Origin of the sequence: Halomonas citrativorans, from assembly GCF_900163645.1 — a bacterium.
GTDB lineage: Bacteria > Pseudomonadota > Gammaproteobacteria > Pseudomonadales > Halomonadaceae > Vreelandella > Vreelandella citrativorans.
On record NZ_FUKM01000048.1, the window covers coordinates 1 to 21596 of the forward strand.

At 53.4% G+C, this 21596-nt stretch carries 15 protein-coding genes and 1 pseudogene; 7 read left to right on the forward strand and 9 right to left on the reverse strand.

What is annotated here, in order from left to right:
- The 4 genes and pseudogenes from CZ787_RS11190 to CZ787_RS11205 form a co-directional block, all read left to right on the forward strand.
- The coding region (locus tag CZ787_RS11190; RefSeq protein ID WP_176372211.1) for an RHS repeat domain-containing protein at positions 1-1151 on the forward strand (1151 nt) is incomplete at its 5' end.
- 16 nt (positions 1152-1167) lie between these two features.
- Positions 1168-1563: a hypothetical protein gene (locus tag CZ787_RS11195; protein ID WP_087109167.1), complete on the forward strand. Its 396-nt coding sequence runs from the start codon at positions 1168-1170 to the stop codon at positions 1561-1563.
- Between the two features lie 371 nt (positions 1564-1934).
- Positions 1935-2762, forward strand: coding sequence for an RHS repeat protein (locus CZ787_RS11200; RefSeq protein ID WP_087109170.1), 828 nt, complete (start codon positions 1935-1937; stop codon positions 2760-2762).
- A 5-nt stretch (positions 2763-2767) separates the two neighbouring features.
- Positions 2768-2914: pseudogene (locus CZ787_RS11205) on the forward strand (integrase core domain-containing protein); the annotation flags it as partial.
- A 162-nt stretch (positions 2915-3076) separates the two neighbouring features.
- On the opposite strand, the gene CZ787_RS11210 reads toward CZ787_RS11205, so the two are convergent.
- From CZ787_RS11210 to CZ787_RS11225, 4 genes are all read right to left on the reverse strand, one after another.
- Positions 3077-3352: a PAAR domain-containing protein gene (locus CZ787_RS11210; protein WP_087109174.1), complete on the reverse strand. Its 276-nt coding sequence runs from the start codon at positions 3350-3352 to the stop codon at positions 3077-3079.
- A gap of 76 nt (positions 3353-3428) precedes the next feature.
- Positions 3429-8363, reverse strand: coding sequence for a DNA repair ATPase (locus CZ787_RS11215; RefSeq protein WP_254908614.1), 4935 nt, complete (start codon positions 8361-8363; stop codon positions 3429-3431).
- 137 nt (positions 8364-8500) lie between these two features.
- The gene (locus tag CZ787_RS11220) at positions 8501-10432 is read right to left on the reverse strand and encodes a flotillin family protein (RefSeq protein WP_087109178.1); all 1932 of its coding nucleotides are present in this window, start codon (positions 10430-10432) and stop codon (positions 8501-8503) included.
- 23 nt (positions 10433-10455) lie between these two features.
- Positions 10456-11088: a hypothetical protein gene (locus tag CZ787_RS11225; protein WP_087109180.1), complete on the reverse strand. Its 633-nt coding sequence runs from the start codon at positions 11086-11088 to the stop codon at positions 10456-10458.
- A gap of 524 nt (positions 11089-11612) precedes the next feature.
- Here CZ787_RS11225 and CZ787_RS11235 point away from each other — a divergent pair.
- Genes CZ787_RS11235 through CZ787_RS11245 form a run of 3 tightly spaced genes read left to right on the forward strand, consistent with a single transcriptional unit; the run spans position 11613 to position 13957 of the window.
- Complete coding sequence (locus CZ787_RS11235; protein ID WP_087109185.1) at positions 11613-11885, forward strand: Trp family transcriptional regulator; 273 nt, start codon at positions 11613-11615, stop codon at positions 11883-11885.
- A gap of 3 nt (positions 11886-11888) precedes the next feature.
- Positions 11889-13301, forward strand: a complete 1413-nt coding sequence (locus CZ787_RS11240; protein ID WP_087109187.1) for an anthranilate synthase component I family protein — start codon at positions 11889-11891, stop codon at positions 13299-13301.
- Entirely contained in the window at positions 13298-13957 is a 660-nt protein-coding gene (locus CZ787_RS11245; protein ID WP_087109188.1) for an anthranilate synthase component II, read from the forward strand. Before CZ787_RS11240 ends, CZ787_RS11245 begins: the two co-directional genes overlap by 4 nt.
- A gap of 109 nt (positions 13958-14066) precedes the next feature.
- On the opposite strand, the gene rluF is transcribed toward CZ787_RS11245, so the two are convergent.
- The 5 genes from rluF to relA form a co-directional block, all read right to left on the reverse strand.
- Positions 14067-15101 carry a 23S rRNA pseudouridine(2604) synthase RluF gene (rluF, locus tag CZ787_RS11250; protein WP_087109190.1) on the reverse strand — a complete coding sequence of 345 codons (1035 nt, stop codon included), beginning with the start codon at positions 15099-15101 and terminating at the stop codon, positions 14067-14069.
- Between the two features lie 36 nt (positions 15102-15137).
- Entirely contained in the window at positions 15138-15683 is a 546-nt protein-coding gene (locus CZ787_RS11255) for a DUF924 family protein (RefSeq protein WP_087109192.1), read from the reverse strand.
- 74 nt (positions 15684-15757) lie between these two features.
- The gene (ppc, locus tag CZ787_RS11260; RefSeq protein WP_087109194.1) at positions 15758-18406 is read right to left on the reverse strand and encodes a phosphoenolpyruvate carboxylase; all 2649 of its coding nucleotides are present in this window, start codon (positions 18404-18406) and stop codon (positions 15758-15760) included.
- A 51-nt stretch (positions 18407-18457) separates the two neighbouring features.
- Complete coding sequence (mazG, locus tag CZ787_RS11265; protein ID WP_087109196.1) at positions 18458-19279, reverse strand: nucleoside triphosphate pyrophosphohydrolase; 822 nt, start codon at positions 19277-19279, stop codon at positions 18458-18460.
- 14 nt (positions 19280-19293) lie between these two features.
- The gene (gene relA / locus CZ787_RS11270) at positions 19294-21555 is read right to left on the reverse strand and encodes a GTP diphosphokinase (RefSeq protein WP_087109198.1); all 2262 of its coding nucleotides are present in this window, start codon (positions 21553-21555) and stop codon (positions 19294-19296) included.
- Positions 21556-21596 lie beyond the last annotated feature (41 nt).

The following is a 21596-nucleotide window of genomic DNA, read 5'->3' on the forward strand; positions in this document are numbered from 1 at the left end:
ACGACGGTGCGGGTAATATGATCGAGCGGCAACAACCGGACGGCGAGCGCCTGACACTCGGCTACGACGGCGCCAACCGCCTGGTAAGCCTCACCCACACCCGCGCCTACGGTCATACCACGGAGGCCGCCTACCGCTACGATGGTCTGGGCCGCCGGATCAACAAGACCGTCCGCCACACCAACGGCACTACTGCCACTACCCACTTCGGCTGGGACGGTGACCGCATCGTGCGGGAAGAAAGTGACAGTCAGCGCTCGACCATCGTCTACGAGCTGGGCAGTTTTGTGCCCATGCTGCGTATTGATGATACCCAGCAGGGCCAAATCCTCAGTGCTTTTGTCACGGATGCGCTGGGTACGCCCATGCAACTGGTTGCCGTCAACGGCGACACGAAATGGCAGGCGCAGCCTGATGATTGGGCGGCGGTGAAACATCAGCGCGGCAATACAGCGCAGCCGATTCGCTTCCAAGGGCAGTGGCACGATGAAGAAAGCGGGCTCTATTACAACCGTCATCGGTATTATGATCCGCAGCAAGGCAGGTACATTAGTCAGGATCCGATTGGGCTCAACGGCGGGACGAATTTGTATGGGTATGTCGCTAATCCAACAGGGGCGGTGGACCCGCTAGGTTTAGTAGGCCAAGTATGTGCAATACCTGGTCCTACTATGGCGGCTTGCGCTTCTGCAGCGCAATGGCTTGCAGGATTAGGAATGGCAGTGACTACAGCCGCTGTAGCTGTTATCTTTGGGCATAATTCTAGCGCGCAAGATGCGGATCAAATAGCCAATGTGCGCCGTTCGGCGGCTGACATTAGTGAGCTCAATGAAAGGAATTCATCTCAAACATACTTCCACTATACCAATGAAGAAAACCTATCTTCAATTATGTCATCAGGTGTTATACGAGCAGACAGCCGGAATCGTGTATTTATGACTACTGAGGGCAATTACTCTCCTGAAGTAGCTCAGCAAGCTCTTTTCATGGGTAGGAGAGGCCAAAGCGCAACACATATGATGTCTTTTCAACTGAGAGACGGTGTACAGTTATTACCTGGCACTCAACCTAATGAGTTAATTCACAACGGCTCACTAAGAATTGGCCGACAAATTAAAAGTGTGACCTATGCCGGGCCCAATCTAAATTAAAAAAGGGTGGATGATTATGACATTTGAAAGTTATTTTGAACTCTTATTTTTACACCGAGCCTTACTTGAAGCTAAATTTTCAGAATCGCCGAACGACCGAGATGTGCCAGTTAGCCCTCAGATAGCAAAAATATCTAATCAAACTGTCGAAGAAATTATTGCTATCTTAGAAAGACAGGAAAACAAGAAAGAAGCAGATAGCTGGAGAGCATGGAGAGAAACTTTAAAATCGCGTCCTCGAGAGCGGGAAATTATAAAATTAAATATAGCCTTAATGAAAGAAAGCAATACTTGGGCCTCACTTTCTAGCAATGAGAAAAAAGATACTATTAAAGACCTTGCTGCGCCATTTTTTATAAATAACGATGAAATTGAAGAAATCATTGATACATTTAAAAACTCAGCACCATAGAATAATTTAATTAAATTGAGGAAGGGTGACCAATTCTCTGTAAAAAAAGTGAACTGAAAACGTATGATAAAACCATCATCGAAAACCGACACTTAATTTCGTGGATCAGTCATACGGTGAACGAATTAGATGATGTAAGCTGTTTTATGAACTTAATCAATGTGAGCAATACTGAAATTGCGCCATCTAATATTTAAGAGCAGGTATCTAATGCCCTGTCTTTACATTAAAGCGGTCGAAATATAGTTAAGCACCTACTATGACAATTCTTTCATGCTCGTAGCCCACAGCGTGCGTGGTGGCATAGAAGCCTTGGGACCGCCCACACCCGCGCCGACGGCTCGCTGCTCAAGCGCGACGAGAACGGCCAGGTGATCGGCCAGGTCACGTCGGATGGACAGCGCTGGACCCTCGAGCGCGACGCCATGGGCGATACGACCAGCGCAGAAGGCCCCGAGCATCAGCGCTGGCAGATTACACGCAGCGAGCGCGGCCAGCGGCTGGCCACCCAACTGCCGGACGGCACCCACAGGCACCACCACTATGACCCGCAAGGTCGCCTGGTCGAGCTGGAAGGCCCCCAAGTCTTCCACCAGCAGTTCTTCTTTGATGACCATGGCCGCCCGGTGCAACGTATCGAGGCTGACGGCAGCCATCAAACCACAGCGTTTGATGACATCGGCCGCCTGAACGAACTCACGCTGGGCAATGGCGCGGTCTACCGCTTTGCCTATGACGACATGGACCGCCTGGCCAGCGAGACCGGTCCGGATAATCGCGAGCAGCAGTACCGCTATGATGAGGCGGGCCAGTTGGTCGAACGCATCGAAGCTAACCGCACAGGACCGGATGGTCAGCCACTGGCCACGCGCTACGCGTATGATACCGCCGGTCGCTTGACCGCTCGCCATCTACCGGCCACCGAACACGCCCCGGCCAGCAGCGAACACTACCGCTGGGGTGCCAACGGTCAATTGGCGAGCGTGACCAACGACCATGGGGAAGTGACGTTCAGCTACGACCACGCCCAGCGGCTGACTGGCGAACAGCAGCGGCATACCGGTATGGAAGGCGGCAGTGGCAGTGGCAGTGGCAGTGGCAGTGGCAGTGGCAGTGGCAGTGGCAGTGGCAGTGGCAGTGGCAGTGGCAGTGGCAAGAGACATTACCAGCCTAAGAGAAGCCTGAATAGATGTGGTTAGTGGATCGTTTACAATGGTTGGAATTGCACCCGTTCGACTCGGTTAGTCATGCCCAGGAACTCGCGACTGAGTGGCTATGGCAATACAATAACGAGCGGCCCCATACCGCTATCGGTGGTGTCCCTCCCCGGCAGCTACTGATGACAGCTTAAATTTCTACGAATAGCCGCTTCGTAAAATGGGGTGATGTCGACAAATACGTCACCCGGCTAACCACTTCGCTGCCAAACCAAGCTTTTTCACGGTCACTGTAGACTCTGAGGTTTACTGGCCAATACCGAAAACGCTAAAAGCACTTCTACCTAAAGAGACGGTTATTGACCAATAATGACCGTTCCTGAGCCGGTGATAACGGTATTGCCATGGGAGCCAACACTGCCCAAAATCGCGGCGGGTTTTCCGTTGACAAAGACTGTGGATGAAACTGCTTGAGTAATTGGGCTGCCACACGCGGATTCGTCGCCCAGCCTTGCAGCAGACAAACTGTCATAAAAAACATCCGGCGAGCCCTTTACCAATGGGTTTTTGCCATGCCCTGGTATAGGGCATGAGGTCATATCAGTAACACGTGCGGCTGGCTTTCCACTCATGATAGAGCTCCTTACGAGGGTGACGTTTATTGATTAAATCTAATAGAAAAACGTATAGGTAAAACGTTAAGCGACATTAGCTCTCCTCCGGCCTTGCCTTTCCCCACTGACCAATGCCTTCAGCAATCAAACTCAGTTGACGCACTACCAGAGCACCGGTTTCCTCGTCTCCGCCCGTTAACTGCCGGCGCTGAAACTCACGCTTGATGCTCTCCCAGCGCTGGCGCTCTCCGTCATCCAACGTATCGCGCAGCTCTTTGAGTTTTAGCAGATTCTCTTCAGCGCCTTGGGTAAGCAGTTGCGCTTCGCCCACGTAGTGGTCGTCAATGATGGCTTCAAGTTCACTCTTACTGAGAATAGGCGATATCTTTTCTGCTAGACGATTCATGTTCCGGTAACTGCCTTGAAGCCGGAAAGGCGGCTCGGTACGGTACTCATCAGCCTGGGCACTGGAGGCGATATACTGCTGATTGACGCGTAAAACCACTTCGCGCACTTTGAACATGTTCTTCAACACGGCTACGATCTCTTCACGTTCAGCAGCGCTGTAATCGTGTTCAAAATCGGTGCTGGGAACCTCGCGCCCTGCAGCTACATCGGCAAACCGATAGAAGTCGTCCAGCCCCCGCGTTGCCAGCGGCGCCAGCACCGTGTTGGCGCTCATCGAGTTCTCGATATAGGAGAGCGCGAACACCTCCTCCATACCGCTTAGCACGTCACCAAGGTTATACACATCGGCGCGGTTGGCGAGCATATCGGGCACCTTGAATACGTCACCACTTTCCGTATATGGGTTACCCGCCATGGCGATACAGAAGCGTTTGCCGCGCATATCATAGGTTTGGGTGCGCCCGTTCCATATACCGTCAATGCGCCGACTGCCATCGCATAGTGAGATAAATTTCTGTAGAAATTCAGGGTGCGTATGCTGAATATCATCAAGGTAGAGCATGACGTTATTACCCATTTCAAACGCCAGATTGAGTTTAACGAGCTCAGCATGGGCAGTGGAGTGCGTAGCAGCTTCAGGATCTAGCGAAGTAACATCATGGCCAAGACTTGGGCAGTTGATCTTCATAAAAATCAGCCCCAGACGATTAGCGACATACTCCATCAAGGTGGTTTTACCGTAGCCGGGCGGAGAAATCATCATCAACAGACCGCTGTTATCGGTACGCCGAGTATCTCCTACGGTGCCCATCTGCTTGGCAAGGTTATCGCCAATGATCGGCAGGTAGCTTTCGGTAATAAGCTTGTTGCGCACGAAGGAGTTGAGCGGCTTGGGCGTGTACTCTTCGAGTCGTAAGCGCTCGCGCTGCTCGCGGAGGATACCCTGGCGCCGCTCCTGAAGCGCTGACCAGTCTCGGATCACGACCTGCTGGTGGTGGCGTAACCGCTCCTGAAAATTATCCAACTGTAATGCCAGCTGCTGTTGGCCAAGCTGCTCGTGCTGGCCCAGCAGGCCCTCTACGGTAAAGGCTAGCTCAACGCTGTGCGGAACACTTTTAAGCCGGTCAGCGGTGTTGAGCATGGCAATGGCTTCGGGCAGGTAATGCAGCCACGCCTCCTGTTTGGCTTGCCGGGCATGGGCTTGAAGCCAGTGCGATGTGATCGTCCAACGTGCGCCGGGCTGGCCCATGACAACGGCCAATGCTTCTTGAAAATGCGCGTAGTGCCCTTGACGCTGCATAGTAGTGGTGAAGCTCTCCACCAAACTGGCAGCGTACTGCGTAACCGGAAAACTCTCGCCCTCCTCTGCCAGCTGGCGCACTAGATACTCATTGGCACTGGCCAATTGGCTCGGTGAGTAAGCAAGCTGATGCGTTTTAAGGAACGCTTCCAGCTGCGGCTCAACCTCTTGCATCAAGGCGCGAATCAAATCGTCGTTATCCATGATCCGACACAAAATACCGGCTGACAGACAGCGTGCCCTTAGGTTGCGCGCAGCGTTTTCATCGCGCAGACGATCCGCCCAAAAGAGCATCGCCAACGCCCTGGGCAGCGGCCCAAATCCAAGCAGCCCCGCGCTTTGGCGCGCAGGCCACAGCGTACGCACGATCAGCGCAGCGTCATGATCATGAATGCCTTTCTCATAGCCTTCTCGGTAGCGCGGGGAGGCAAAGTTGGCGATTTGTCGCTGCAATTCTTCAATATCTTCGACATTGACCTGCTTGGCCCCAGGTGTCGACAGCGTCTGCATAAACAGATAGGCGAGGTACTCAGCGCGATAGACAGCGCGGCTTTCCGAAGGCAGCGACATGTTCCAGTAATCATGCAGCTCCGTCAGGCGGGGATCTTCAAGAGGCTCGTAATATTGAGTACCCGTCAGGTGCAGCATAATGCGCTCATCACGGGGCACCAGCGTCAGATCAAGGTTCTGCTGGTTAACACTAAAACGATGACGCGGCCCCAAGCGAATGACGTTGCCACCGGATTCATAAATATCGGCACGGTCTCGCACGCTGCGCATCGCTGCATCCTGCGACGCACGCAACCGCCCGGCGATATCATCCGCCTCAAGGTTGGCACCTATATTGCGCAGCTCATCCACCATGCTGCGCACTTTGCCCACCATGGCATCGGCGGCAAAGAAGCTATGCAACTCTTCCAGCGTTTCAAAGCGTTCCGTGCGGCGCGTAACATTGGCTAGAATGCGCTGGCTGGCATCGGCCAGGGTGGACACACGGCGCTGGCGTTCATCCTGAAGCTGCTGGCGCCGCCCTTCGATGCTTTCATGGGCGCTTTCACGCTGCTCAAGAATCGTGGTCAGGAATTCATCGAACTCGCCGAACTGACTCTCCAGCTCCTGCAGTTGGTCGAGCATACGGGTCATTAGCTGGTCGCAATCGTCCGGCTCGCGTAACGCCCCTACCCCATTGGCAAGACTTTGCTCGAACAGACGGATTTGCGCTGCAAACTGCGCCTGGGCTTCGGCACTGCCCTGCTCGCGCAGACGAATCTCCGCTTCGGAACGCTGCTGGTTGATAGACGCATAAATACTCGAAATATTTTCGGTAATGCGCGTCTGCTCAATGGCATCGCCACCCGACATGGAAGACAGCAGCCCTTGGATCATATCCAGCCCTGCGGTCAGCTCACGATAACGCGCAACATATTCTGCCAGCTGCAGGCGGGTTTCTGCCTCACCCACCTGCGCCTTAAGCTCTGCCAAGGTTTCACGGTAACCATCCAGCGCTTCAGGCTGAGCCAGAAAGGTAAAGGTCTGCTGTGTCAGCGATGCTTCAGCCTTATCCAAGGCTTGTTCCAGCGTTTGCAGGCGTTCTTCGTCAAGATAACGACGTTCCCGCAGCGCCATTAACCGCCCACGATGATCACGCAACCGCTTCAGATAGGTCACGAAGACATCGGGCGCTTTCCAGCTGCTGGGTTTCAGCTCACGCAGTAAGTCGGCCTGCTGTTTACCTACCTCTTCAAGCGCTTGAGCGGTCTGAGCGCGGATAGCCTGTACTTTTTCGTATTCGTCGAGCATCAACTCAGCGGTATGCTTGAGTTGTTCGAGCGCTTTATGGATAGCGCTAAAGTCAGGTTCGCCAATCCAGTAAAACTGATTCAGCGTTCGGTCGACGCGGCGAATAATGGCGTTGAAGTGCCGCTCGGTCGCCTGCTGTTCGCTGGATAACTGAACGATGCTGTTGAGCTCAGCGATACCGCGCACCAGTTCCGGATTACCGATTCGCCCAAGCGGTGTATCGTTACGCACCGCGTCTTGTGCATGGAATCGCTCCGACATAAACGGCGTGGCCCAGACCTGGATGGGATGAACCAGCGTTGGCTCTTCTTCGGCATAGAATATCGCCAGGTGTCCGTTTTCAAGCAGTGCCGCGCCGTGGCCAACCATCGGTGCATCCACCTGTTTGCGAATCAGGTTATAGCGGTACAGCACCACCTGCCCGGTTTGCGGTGCATAGAAGACGTAAAGAACATCTTCACCATTAGGCGAGCGCACCATGCGCTTGAAACGTAGATCCTCTTCAGGCACTTCATAGGTGGTTAGTTCGCCCGTATTCAGGTAGAACCCCGATGGAAAAATCAGGCCATGATTTTCCGGCAGCTCAATCACCGACCCTGCCATGGCATCGACACGCTTAACGTGTTGCTCAGCGCGGTTAAAAAGATAGTAACGCCACTGCTTTTCGCTAAAAGGCAGGATGCGGATAAGCAATACCGCCCCCAGGTCGGCATATTCAAAGGTGGCATCGTCCAGGGACTGGGAGTCAGAATCGACCGGATCGGTAAAGATGCCTTCGCCGCTACTGGTGTTATTTTCGATCTTGAATGTGATGTTACCGCGCAGATTATCCACGAACACGGTATCAAGAATATTCAGGTGAGGCGCGCGCCCCTGCTCCTGCAAGTCGCGCCCCGCCTCTTGCCAGGCAAAAGCGAACCGCTCTGGAAACACCAAATCGCGCTCACCGCGATTATCGATATAACGGTTTACCTCACCCTGAGCCGTCAACTCCCACCGAAAAACCCGCACATCACTGAGCTTTTCGCCAATCTGAAAAGCAATCAGCAGTTTGTTATTTAGCGTTACCAGCCGCACCAGCGTGGCGTGACTGTAGTACTGCTGCAGTTCCCGGAAGTCCCGAGTGAACTGCTCATCGGTCAAGAAGCTGTCCGTGAGAGGCGCTTCTGCCAGCTCTAATCCGTCTTCATCGTCCTTGAGATAGTAAAGCGCAAAAATATCTTTAGCATCCAAGGCTTTACGCAGCCCCAGCTGCACATTGAACCCAAACAAAATTTGATCGCCAATGCGCACCATGTCGCGAGCGATAGCGTTGTTTTCAGTACGCACCCGGGCACGGCCTAACAGCGCCATGCTGCTGCTTCCGAAAACGCCTGCGCGTGCTTCGTTCAACTGACCGACGGATGTATTCAGCTCACTGCCCTGAGCTCGCAGGCGGCGTTGAATGGTCTCGAATGCTGTGCTTTCTCTAACAATATTCTCGACCGACGACGGCTCCTTCGACATAGCGTCCTTCGACATAGTGTTCATCCTGAAAAAAGTGCTCAAGCGAAATAGCAAAGACCGCAGCGTGATGACACATGCGGTCTTGGGAAGGCTACGGAATATTCGGCTGTATCATGCCAAGCAAGGTGGCTCTTGATGAGCCGCCTCTTTTATCAGGCCGATTCCGAGGACTTGCTCGACCCCATGGCACGGCTGGCAAGGCCTGCCAGCGTGGCTTGAAGCGCCGGGGACTTGTCGAGTACCCCCTGCACCGTCTTGCCATAGCCAAGGCCGGTGGCAAATTTTTCGAAGATATCGCCGTCGCCGCCAATCAGTTCGAACTTGGCATTGTGCAGAGCCGCCGACATGACCTTGCCATTTTCGAGCATGCCCGTGCGCTGTGCTTCAATTTGCGCCATGACTTCCTTCTCATGAACCTCCAGGTTCATGCGGAATTCTTCAAAGTGGCGCGCCTCTTCAGACATGTTGTCGTAAGCACGCAGTTTCTCGACCAAGCCATTCGCTTCGGCCTTGGCCATCGCTTCGCGGGCCTGGGCTTTTGCAGTACCCAGTTTCTCTTCGCCCATTGCTTCAGCTTCAAGGCGCTGTTCGAGCACACGCACTTCCGCCATACCCGTATCTTCATCGGCTTTAGCGGTGGCGGTTTTCACTTCAGCCAAGGCCATGCCTTCGCTACGCTGGGCGTGAGCGCGGGCTTCAAGCACTTGGGCTTCGGCCAAACCATCTGCTGCCAGCAACGCCTGCTGACCGCGTGCCTGCTTCTCTTCGGCCGCAGCGCGCTTCTCAGCAGAATCCAGCTCCGCCTGAGCACGGATGATGGTCTCTTCGGCTTCCAGTTTAGAACGCTCAAACGCCGCTTCGGCTGCGCGCACTTCCTTGAGCTTGCTCTCTTCGGCAACCGCCTGCGCCGCCGTCAGGCTGGTGACCTTTTTACGCTCGGCTTCGGCGCGGTTGCGCACATCGTTGATGTTCTCTTCTTCTTCAGCCACATTCCGCTCAACGGCGATACGCTGGCTGGTGATATCGGCAATTTCCTTGCGCTCTTCTTCCAGCGCTTTTTCCATGCCGATACGCTCAATTTCTACCGCGCGCTCGCGGTTAACGTCTTCAAGCTCTCTGGCCTGACGGATCCGCACCTCCTCGATTTGTACGGCACGCTCGCGCGCCTTGGAGGCCATTTCAATCTGCCGCTGCTTGTTCTCTTCGGCAATCGCCAGCTCTTCGTCGGTCTTGATACGCGCCGCTTCACTCTTGGAACGCTCCTGATGAAGCACCTGCTCGGCTTCTGACTCTTCACGCGAACGCAGGCTTTCGATCTCACGACGCTGGCGAGCCTCCGCATCGGCCTGGGTACGCTCAAGCTCTAACGCTGCTTCGCGGGCCGAGACATTCTTGCGCTGAATTTCGAGTTCCTGATCACGCTCCAAACGGTTGGTTTCAACATTGTGCTTCGCCGTAATTTCGGTGATGCACTTGATACCTTCAGAATCCAGAATGTTATGCGGATCAAGCGAGCTCTTGGGCGTCTGCTCCAGATAGTCAATCGCGACATCTTCCAGCACATAGCCGTTCAGATCCTGACCAATGGTTTCGACGATGGCATCACGGAACTGCTGGCGTTCATCAAACAGCTGCATGAAGTCCATCTTCTTACCGACGGTCTTCAACGCTTCGCTGAATTTGGCATTGAACAGTTCATTTACTGCATCGCGGTCAGACGCCCGGTTCACTCCCACCGACTTGGCTACACGCAGCACATCCTCAGCAGTGGCATTCACCCGCAGATAAAACGCCACGCTGATATCGGCGCGCAAGTTATCGCGGCAGATCAAGCCCTCTTTACCGGTACGGTTTAGCTCAAGGGTGATGACGGAAATCTTCATGATCTCCGCACGGTGAATAACCGGCAGTACCATCGCGCCGGTGAAATACACCTTAGGTGTCGTCGAGAGATCATTGACGATCAGCGTCTCGCCCTGATCAATCTTGCGGTAAAACGCCTTGAACAGTGATAAGAGCGCCATGATAGCGACGACAATAACGCCAATGCCTACTAACAGCGGCATAACCCACGATAAGTCCATTTTCTTCTCCTACATCCAAGCAGTTAATCGGCTAAGCCGGTTTTAAAGTCCTTCTCAGGCATTACCCAGTAAGCGTCTTCGTCGGCGAGATAATGAATTAGAATGGCACGGTCGCCGCGCGCTAAGGGCGTATCACTGCGAATCTGTAATATCAGGTGGTCACCTTCGATATAGGCATCGGCTCGGCCCCGCGCTCTATCAACACTGCCAGAACGCACTGTACACAGCGTACCAGTTAAGCGCTTCTCAGCGGACAGGTGCTGGGCAGGTTTAAATAGAGGGCGTAAAGGGCGAATCACAAAAGAGGTAACGAAGATGCCTATGGCAAAACTAGCCAGAAGTAAGACAATATGAAACAGCCAAAGTAACAAACCAGGACTAAGTTGTGCGCCTAAAAGAAGCTCACCAAAATAACTAAATAACCAGCCGCCTAAAGCGACGAGCGTAATCACTAACGGCAGTGGTACACCCTGAAGACCCAGCGTTGCCAGCAAACCGCCGACCCCCATGGCGCCATCACTGCCCAAGTCTCCCTCTGGCACATCGCTATCGACCATACCGGATAGCGAAATAAGCCAATAAATAACGGCAATGCTTAACAGCACGGTAAAAATGACGGTTGGAAAACCAGTGATAATAGAAAAAAATAGAGGCATTTGCCTGAGATTCCTTAAACAGAGCGTAAGCGCCACCATACAGCGATGCCGCTCTAATAAATCCTTTTCGTATCGGTAAGGGCAGTGCAAAGAGGAAACGATATCGCACTGTTCAATGAAGGCAACCAACCCGAACAGCAAACGCTGAACACCCCTAAAATCGACCAGACGAAACTACAGGAATACTTCTTAAAATCAACAAATCAGTGGCTATTTGCGATATTGCTTACAAATGCCATAGCGAATGTCTTACAAAGAGATTGGCTTAAGGAGACTCTAAAAAAAGTATCTGACATCAGCGATAATATGCTATCTGTAGTGGTTCAATAAAACCCTAGCATCCTCTCCTATTTAGATAACTTGATACGCCAGTGCCCTGCCCCTTGCTGCGCCTAATTGCTCGTAGGGCTATTCCATCGAACGACTTGCTCTTTGAGTGACTTGCCCCTCGAATGACTTGACTTCTTCGCCAACCAATATATCGTACTAGTACGATAGTACAGCATTCAAATATTGGTGCGCTCATGCCTATATCCAGTTCTACCGATGATGTTTACCAAACTGAATTGATTAATTACCTTGTGGCCATTGATAGCTCTGAGGCCATGAATGAAGCACTTGAAAGCCTTCTGACGCCGGCGGAGTATCAGGAAATCAGCAAACGCCTGCAGATTTTTAATTTACTGCGTGATGGCGTGCCACACCGCAAAATTGCTGAATTGCTGGGAGTTGGCATTGCGACGGTTTCTCGCGGCTCGCGCGCGCTAGGCACTTCTCACTCATTACTGGATCGCTGAATCATGACTATCCACGCTCAATCAGATGCTGGCCCGCGTCCGTTTACTCTGTCGCGTAAGCCCCACTACGTCACACTTGCCGCAGACTGTGACTTTTTTGGCCTATTCAAAAAAATAGAGAAGCAGTTCGATACCTGTTACATGCTTGAATCGCTGGGTGAAGACAGCCACATCGCCCGTCATTCAATCATTGGATTTGATCCTGAATATACCATTTACGCGAATGGCCAAACGCTGACCATCGAGGACCGTGCGGGCAAGGCCGAGCACTACCCAAGCGATAATCCTTATGAATTACTGCGCAGCCTGATCCCGCAAAATATTATTTCGCGTAAGTATGCTGGTGGGCTGAGCGGGTATTTAGGCTATGACGCGATGCAGTACTTTGAGCCTACGCTTTCCTTAAAAGCCAATGATGACTTTGATACGTTTCGGTTTGGGCTTTATAAAGATGGGCTTATCCACGATAAGATGACCGGCGAGGTAACCTACTTCTACTACGACCATAGCCGCTTTGATTTCCTGCAAACACTTATCGACGCTGAGGATATCGAGAGCGACGATCTGAAAGTTACCGCGCTTGGCGACACCATGAGCCAAGCAGAACACGCCGCAGCGGTCGCCAAGGTCAAGCAGGATATTATCGACGGCAAGGTGTTTCAGTGTGAAGTCGGGTTTAAAAAGCGCTTTCGTATCGAGGGCGACACGGTCGCTCTGTACGACCAGCTTCGTACGATTAACCCTTCACCCCAGATGTACTACATGAAGTTTGGTGATCAGAAGCTGATAGGAGCAAGCCCCGAGCTGCTGTTTCGCCTGCGCCAGGGTGAAATGGAAACCTTCCCGCTGGCAGGCACCACTACCCGAGGCCAAACGCCCCAGGAAGATACTCAGCTGGCCCGTACCCTGCTTAACGATCCTAAAGAGATTGCCGAGCACAATATGATTGTTGATCTACATCGCAATGATATTGGCCGGGTTGCCCAGTTTGGCACGGTCAAGGTGCGCAGCCTGATGGACATTAAGCGCTTTAGCCATGTTCAGCATATTTCCAGCGAAATCGTCGGCATTATTGCCGAGGGCGAAGACATGTTTAGTGCCTTGGCCAGCAACTTCCCTGCGGGCACGCTTACCGGTGCGCCCAAAATTGAAGCCATGAAAATTATCGATGACCTGGAAAACGATGGCCGGGGCCCTTACGGCGGCGCGGTTGGCCAGTTTTCGTTTAACGGTGACTGCACTTTTGCGATCCCGATTCGTACCGTGTTTGTCAGCGGCGAGCGGGCCTATGTGCAGACCTGTGGTGGCAACGTTTTTGATAGTAACGCCGCCGATGAGTATGAAGAAATACGCCGTAAATTTGCCGGTACGCGTAAAGCCTTAGCCCCCTTTATGGATTCGGAGAGCCTGGCATGAAAGTGTTAATCATCGATAACTACGATTCGTTCACCTATAACCTGTACCAATTTATTGGCGAGATTCTCACTACAGAAAAAAACCGTGGCGCGGTGAATGACTTTGAGATCGTGGTAAAGCGCAACGACCAGGTTCAATTTACCAATATTGTGGCAATGGCGCCGGACCGTATTATTATTTCGCCGGGGCCTGGCTCGCCAGACGACCCACGCTACTTCGGCGTCTGTGCAGAGGTCATCAAAGAGCTGGGGAAGACAACACCGCTGTTAGGTGTCTGCCTCGGGATGCAGGGGATTGTTCATGTGTTTGGCGGCCAAGTGGTGAAAGCACCGCTCCCCATGCATGGCAAGATCAGTCCGGTTACGCATAATCAGCAGTCGGTATTTAAAGGCGTGCCGGACCAGCTTGAGGTGATGCGTTACCACTCGCTAATTGCTGATGCAGGCTCGCTACCCGAGTGCCTGGAAGTGACCGCTGCGGTGGGTAGTCTGGAGGCGATCCACTTTGAACAGCGAGAGCACTGGGAAGCCACTGGGGAGTTCGAGCTGATGGGCGTCAAGCACCGCGACTATCCGATCCACGGCATTCAGTTTCACCCCGAATCATTTGCCACCGAAGGGGGTAAAGAACTGATTGCCAACTTCTTGCTGGAATAATTCATTTTAAAATACACCACAAAAAAAGCGGGAGGCCCTTTAATGGCGTCTCCCGCTTTTTAATGTTGGCGAGTGGTTTAACGACCTTTACCTTCATCGCCTAAAAAGCCTAGTGTTTCGTTTTGGGACGCGGCGCTTTTCCTCGCGCTGCTGGTTTACCTGCCCCAGGCTGCCCTTTACCGAAAGGCTTACCATTACGTTTACCTTGGGCTGCCGGTTTGCCGCCCGCTGCGGCTTTTGCTTTTGGGTGAGCTTTGGAAGTACCGGGCTTGCCCTTGGCGTTTGAGCGCGATTTACTGCCCGCCGCTTTGCCAGCGCTATCGGATTTTGCCCCCGTTCCCGGTTTTCCCTTACGTGGATGTTGCCCAGTAGGTGCCCGAGGCTTGGCTTTCGGCTTAGCCGGTTTAGGAGGCGCTGCACTATCGTTAGCGCTCTCCGTCAGGGCAATGATGGTCTCCACCTCTTTGGGCGTTAAATCACGCCAGTCACCCAGCGCCAATCCCTTCAAAGACACATTCATGATCCGCGTGCGTATTAATTGGGTAACGTCATAACCGAAGTATTCGCACATCCGGCGTATCTGGCGATTTAACCCCTGCACTAGCGTGACAGTGAACACAAAAGTGGACACTTTCTGCACCTGGCACTTCTTGGTGACCTGGCCAAGAATCGGCACACCCTTTTGCATCCCCTCAACAAATTCCTCCGTAATCGGCTTGTTGACCGTTACCTGGTACTCTTTTTCGTGATTGTTGTTGGCACGGAGGATTTTATTAACCAGATCCCCATTATTGGTTAAAAAAATCAGCCCTTGGGAGTCTTTATCCAGCCGACCAATGGGGAAAATACGTGCTCCATGTTTTACGAACTCAACAATATTGTCTTTTTCACTCGATTCAGTCGTGCTCACAATACCAACAGGCTTATTGAGCGCAATCAGAATAAAGTCCTCTTCCTCTTGGGGTTCAATTTCCTGACCATTCACCTTTACACGGTCACCAGCCACTACCTGGTCACCGGTTGTCGCACGACGGCCGTTGATCCAGACATTGCCCTGCTCTACATAGCGGTCTGCCTCACGGCGCGAGCAAAGGCCGCTTTCACTAATATATTTATTGATTCGAGTCGATTTTCGTAATGACATAACACGCCGTAAGGCTAAAAGTGGATAAAAGCGCCGCTAGAAAGAGGAGCCAGGCTGTTCTAGAAAGGCGATTTCTTCATCGCTGGACGCTCTCCCCAATAGCATATTGCGATGAGGGTAACGACCAAAGCGGTCAATAATCGCCTTATGACGAACTTCAAAATCAAGATTGTTTTCAAGCCCTGGCTGGTCGAAGAGTACCATTGCCTGGGCATGAATCGTTTTCGATTCGCTATGCATATAAGGCATATATACAAAGCTGCGCTCTTCAGGCGTTAACGTCATGTCGGCACCTGCTGCCACGGCTTCCTGGGCGAGGGCAAGCGCGAGTGCATCAAACGCAAACGCGCGGGCATTATCGCGGTACATATTGCGCGAAAACTGATCAAGCACAATAATTTCGGCCAGACGCCCCTGCGGTGTATCCCGCCACGTATAACATTCGCACTGGACAACATGGCCGTGCAGCTCTCCAAAACGCGCCATGATAGCGGCGTCCATCTCGGTGTCTTTCTTAAACCACTGCGCCGGGGTTAGTTCATTAAACCAAAACTGCAACACCGCTTGAGCATCCAAATTCATTGCCGCCTCCTGAGAACATACATAAATGCCGCCAGCCGTACTGGCGGTATACGCATTTCTAATGTTGCCGCTAATTAACCCGTATTGCGCAGCCCCGCCGAGATACCTGCCATAGTCACCATTAGCGCCCGGGAAAGGTCACCGCTGATCGCGCCATCGGCGTCGCGGTTACGCTGTAAAAGCTCAGCCTGCAGCCCATGCAGCGGGTCAATGTAGGGGTTACGCACGTCAATGGCCTGGCGGATCAGTGGCGTCTTCTCAAGCAACTCATCCTGCTCGAGTATTTCCAGCACCACGTTTTCCAAGCGCTCAAAACGCTCGCGAAGCTTTTTGCCTAAGGCTTTTAAGGATGGCTCATCCACTAGCCGGTGCTCGTAGTACGCCGCAATGGCCACATCAGCTTTGGCCAGTAACATTTCCAACATATCCAGATAGGTGCCAAAAAATGGCCATTGATCACGCATTTCCTGGAGCAGCTCGCGTCCGCCGGGCTCTTCCAGGCGCTGCAGGAACGCTTCGCCACTGCCTAGCCATGCGGGCAGCATTAGTCGAATTTGGGTCCAGGCGAAAATCCACGGAATCGCACGCAGCGTTTCCACGCCACCGTCCTGACGCCGCTTGGTGGGGCGTGACCCCAGCGGCAGCCTGCCTAGTGCCCCTTCTGGCGTTACCGCACGGAAGTAAGGCACAAAGTCAGGGTCCTCGCGCACCACGCCCACATAACCGACGTGCGCAATGTGAGCGAGCTTATCCATCTCTTCGCGCCAGCGGGGGTCAGGCGCCGGTGGCGGTAGCAAGGTGGCTTCAAGCACCGCGCAAGCGTAGATCTCCATTGACCGCAGCGCGATATCCGGCTGGCCGAACTTGAAGCGAATCATTTCTCCCTGCTCTGTCACCCGCAAACTGCCGTTTACCGAGCCCGGTGGCTGCGACAAGATCGCTGCGTGAGCGGGGCCGCCCCCACGGCCGACGGTGCCGCCGCGGCCGTGGAACAGGGTCAGGTCAACACCGTGTTTTTCACACACATTAACCAGCGCTTCCTGAGCCCGATACTGCGCCCAGGCAGCCGCCAGTTGCCCGGCATCCTTGGCAGAGTCGGAGTAACCGATCATGATTTCCTGACGGTCATTAATCAGTGCTCGGTAACCAGGCAGAGACAGGAGCTGTTCGACAACCGCACCCGCGTGATCCAGGTCGTTGAGGGTTTCAAACAGTGGTGCAATGGGCAGCGTGACTTGGCCACCCACCTCTTTCATTAACAGCGCAACGGTCAGTACATCTGACGGCTCGCCAGCCATGGAAATAATGTAGGTACCCAGTGCCTCTGAATGCTCTTGGGCGATGACCTTAAAAGTATCCAGTACTTCACGACACTCGGCAGAACACTCCCAACGGCGTGGGATCAGGGGTCGGCTAGACGCCAGCTCTTCCAACAGGAACGCCTGGCGCTGAGCTTCGCTCCACTCCTGGTAGTGTCCCAGGCCTAATGTGCTGGTGAGTTCTTCGATCACTTGGGCGTGGCGGCTGGCTTCTTGACGTAAATCCAGCTTGGTCAGCGTTACTCCAAACACGGCGACGCGGCGCAGCGTATCGAGCAAGGCACCATTGGCAATGGTGTCCAAACCCACATCGCATAAAGAGCGGTAGCAAGCCAGCAGCGGCGCATAAAGTTGGTCGCGAGTTTCAATAATCGGCCCGCCGTCGTAATTGCGGCCATCAAGCTTCGCCTTGGCCCAGTCCCGGGTTGCTTCCACCTTGGCTAAAAGGCGTTTAAGCAGCTCGCGATACGGCTCGGCGACATCGCCCACTTCTGCTTTTAGTGCGCTATTGGCCTTCCACATGGAAAGCTCAGTTTTAAGCTGTTCCAGGTCGCGCAGGTAAAGGTCTGCGGCCATCCAGCGCCCCAGAAGAAGCACTTCTCGGGTGATTCGTGAAGTAACATTAGGGTTGCCGTCCCGGTCGCCCCCCATCCATGAAGCATAGCGAATGGGTGCAGCGTCCAGCGGAAGGCGCTCACCAGCAGTATCCAGCAGTAGATTATCCAGATCACGATGGAAGTCAGGCACGGCTTGCCATAGCGAGTTCTCGATAACCGCAAACCCCCATTTGGCTTCATCAACCGGGGTTGGCCGCTCATGGCGAATTTCATCGGTATGCCATGCCTGGCTAATCAATTCTTCTAACCGCCCGTGAGCACGCGTACCGCGCTCTGGATAGTCGCCAGAACCTTCGATGGCGGTTAGGCACTCATCAATTGCGTCGTATTTTTGGATTAGTGTACGGCGAATAACTTCTGTCGGGTGGGCAGTAAGCACCAGTTCCACCCGCATATTGGCGAGTGTTTCGACCAGCTTACGAGGTGAATTACCCGCCAGTTGGGCCCGCTCAAGCAGCCCGTTGAGGGTTGGCTGGGTGCCGGGTTTGTAGTCTTCTACACGGCGAAAACGTGCGCGATAGTGCTGCTCGGCAATGTTGGCAAGATTCAAGAACTGGTTAAAGGCACGCGTAACGGGTAGCAGATCACGCTCGGGTAACTGACGTAAATACTCAATAAGTGCGCGCTGCTGGAGTGAGTCACCTTGACGACCTTGCTTGGCATGCGCTCGGATCGTCTCAATTTTATCTACAAATGCCTGTCCCAGGTCGTCCGCTATGGTGCGTCCCAGGCTATCTCCTAAAATGCGTACGTTATCGCGCAGCGATTCGTGCAGGTCGTGACTCATTGGCAAGGCCTCCTAGCGGGGTCGCGTCATTATTAATGATCAATTTATGCTTTATTCTTGATGTTTAGCCGCCTGCCAGTGAGCTTCCATCTCTTCCAGCGAGGCTTCCGTTATCGGTCGATGGGCTGCGCTTAAGGCATGCTCCACATAGCGAAAACGACGTTCAAATTTACGGTTGGTTCCACGCAAGCACTGTTCAGGATCAGCACCCAGACGGCGGGCTAAATTGGTTACCGCAAACAGTAAATCACCGACTTCTTCCTGAGCATGGCGTGTATCTCCTGTCGCCAGTGCTTCTTCTACCTCACCCAGCTCTTCACGAATTTTATCCAGAACACCCTGCGTATCGGGCCAATCAAAACCTACCCGGGCAGCGCGCTTTGAAAGCTTGTTCGCTCGGCTTAACGCAGGCAACGCGCGAGGTACGTCATCAAGTACCGAAGGCGCCTCAATGACACGTTGGGCGCGCTCTTCCGCCTTAAGTGACTCCCAGCGCTGATTAATCTGTTGGGTCTGTAGCGCTTCAGCGCTAACACCTGGCGGCCTACGCGAGCCAAGCGTACCCTCCGGAAACACATGCGGGTGCCTGCGCAGCATTTTAGCCGTCAATGTATGTACAATATCGTGAAAATCAAAGCGCTGCTCTTCTGCACCAAACTGAGCGTAATAAACGACTTGAAAGAGTAAATCGCCAAGCTCCCCCGGCAGTTCATCAAAGGCGCGCCGCTCAATGGCATCGGCAACCTCGTAGGCTTCTTCCAGCGTATGAGGAACGATACTGTCCCAGCCTTGCTTAATATCCCACGGGCACCCTTGCTCGGGGTCGCGCAGTACCTGCATTAACGTCAGCAGGTCATCCAGATCATAGCGCATCAAGCCGCTCCATATTAGGCACCTTTTTCAGGGTCTGCGTTTCGCAGGCGGCGCACTTCGGTCACATTGGGCAGTTGCTGAATACGTGAGAAGAGCCGCCCCAAAGATTCAAGTCCATCCACTTCTAACGTAATCCTCAGGCGGGCGATGCCTTCGTTGGTATCCGTTAGCGTATTCACCGCCAGCACATTGACTTTCTCATTGCCTAGAAGGCCCGTCACATCGCGCAGTAGGCCCGAGCGATCCCAAGCCTGGATTTCGATAGTGACCGGATAACGCGTATGGGCGCGCTCGCCCCATTCTACTTCAATGATCCGCTGGGGCTCTTCCATACGCAGTTGGAGGATATTGCTGCAGTCCTGACGGTGTACGGTAACTCCTCGCCCTTGGGTGATAAACCCCACAATCTGCTCACCCGGAACGGGGCGGCAGCAGTTAGCCATGCTGGTTTTAAGATTGCCCACGCCAAGCACGGTAATGTCACTTTTAGGGGGTTTGTTCGGCTGCTTGCGCGGTTTGGCAAGTAAACGTTCCAGCTGTTCCTGATCGTCAGTCTCGCCAAATAACTGCTGGGCCTGGTTCAATACCTGCCCGATACGCAGGTCGCCTGCCCCGATAGCGGCATACATATCATCAGCGTTTTGATAATTAACCGCGTCGGCCAATTTGGGTAGGTCCAACCCGTCGACATCAAGACGGCGCATTTCGCGCTCAAAAAGTACCCGGCCCTCTTCCAGGTTCTGGCCTCTGGCCTGATGCTTAAACCATGCCTGAATTTTGGCGCGCGCTCGTGACGTGCGCACATAGCCAAGATTAGGATTGAGCCAGTCGCGGCTTGGCCCGGCTTTGGTGGCGGTAAGAATTTCCACCTGCTGGCCCGTTTTAAGCTCATAGGTCAGCGGAACAATGCGCCCGTTAATTTTGGCACCCCGGCAACGGTGGCCAATTTCGGTATGAACCCGGTATGCAAAATCAATCGGGGTGGCAATACGCGGCAAGTCGATAACATGACCGTCAGGCGTAAAGACATAGTTGCGGTCCGGGGCAACGTCGCTTGAAAGCCCTTCGCGCAGATCACCAAAATCACCCACTTCGTCCTGCCACTCAAGCACTTGACGCAGCCAGGCAATTTTTTCTTCGTAGCTGCGACTTTTCGCGTTGGTGTCGTGCCCTTTATAGCGCCAGTGGGCACATACCCCAAGTTCTGCGTCGTCATGCATGGCAAACGTGCGGATTTGAATTTCGAGGACTTTGTTTTCAGGCCCGACCACCGCAGTATGAAGCGATTGATAGCCATTCTTTTTAGGGTTGGCTATATAGTCGTCAAATTCGTCTGGAACATGGTGCCAGCGCGAATGAACAATCCCTAATACGGTGTAGCAGTCGGTGACTTCTGGCACCAAAATGCGTACTGCACGAACGTCGTGTACGTCAGAAAATTCGATCCCTTTGCGCTTCATTTTACGCCAGATCGAGTAAATATGTTTGGCTCGGCCACTCACGTCGTGATGGGTAATATGCTGAGCTTCCATCAACGTTTTAAGCGTTTCGACCACGTCATGAATATAGTGCTCTCGATCCAGGCGCTTCTCAGCAAGCAGCTTGGCGATCGCCTTGTACTCTTCTTCGTGCAGATAGCGAAACGACAGGTCTTCAAGTTCCCACTTGATTTGCCCCACTCCTAAGCGATGCGCGAGGGGTGCATAAATGTCGGCGACTTCGCGGGCTACCTGCAGACATTTTTCAAGCGGAGCATCCTTGACCTGACGCAGCGCACAGGTGCGCTCGGCGATTTTAATGAGCGCAACGCGAACATCGCTCACCATATTGACCAGCATTTTACGCAGGTTTTCCTGCTGATTATGCTGGGCCATACCGTGGTTGGGAGCGTGTGGATAGCTGATGGCAGCCATTTGCAGGACGCCATCAATTAACGTGGCAACTTCACTGCCAAACCGTTTGGAAACGGCCTCCAGACTCAACAGTCCTTCGCGCACGGCGCGATAGAGCACTGCCGCTTCCAGGGTCGCCTGGTCAAGCTTTAGGTCTGCCAAAATGTCTGCCATTTCAAGCCCCATACGGAAGCTTGAACCAAGAGATAGCCATTCACGATGAGTACGAGGCGCCTCACGTTCGAGTTGCTCTGCCAGTTCGCAGGCTTCAATAAGACGCTCAGGCTCGCTTAGACGCACATCTTCTTGCAGGCGCGTTAACCATTGTTGTATGTCTACCCCGCCGCTATCCATTAGCGGCTGGTCTTCACGCACTTTCACCATGACTCTTACTCATCCCTTCAGGGTATTCGTCTTGACGGCGA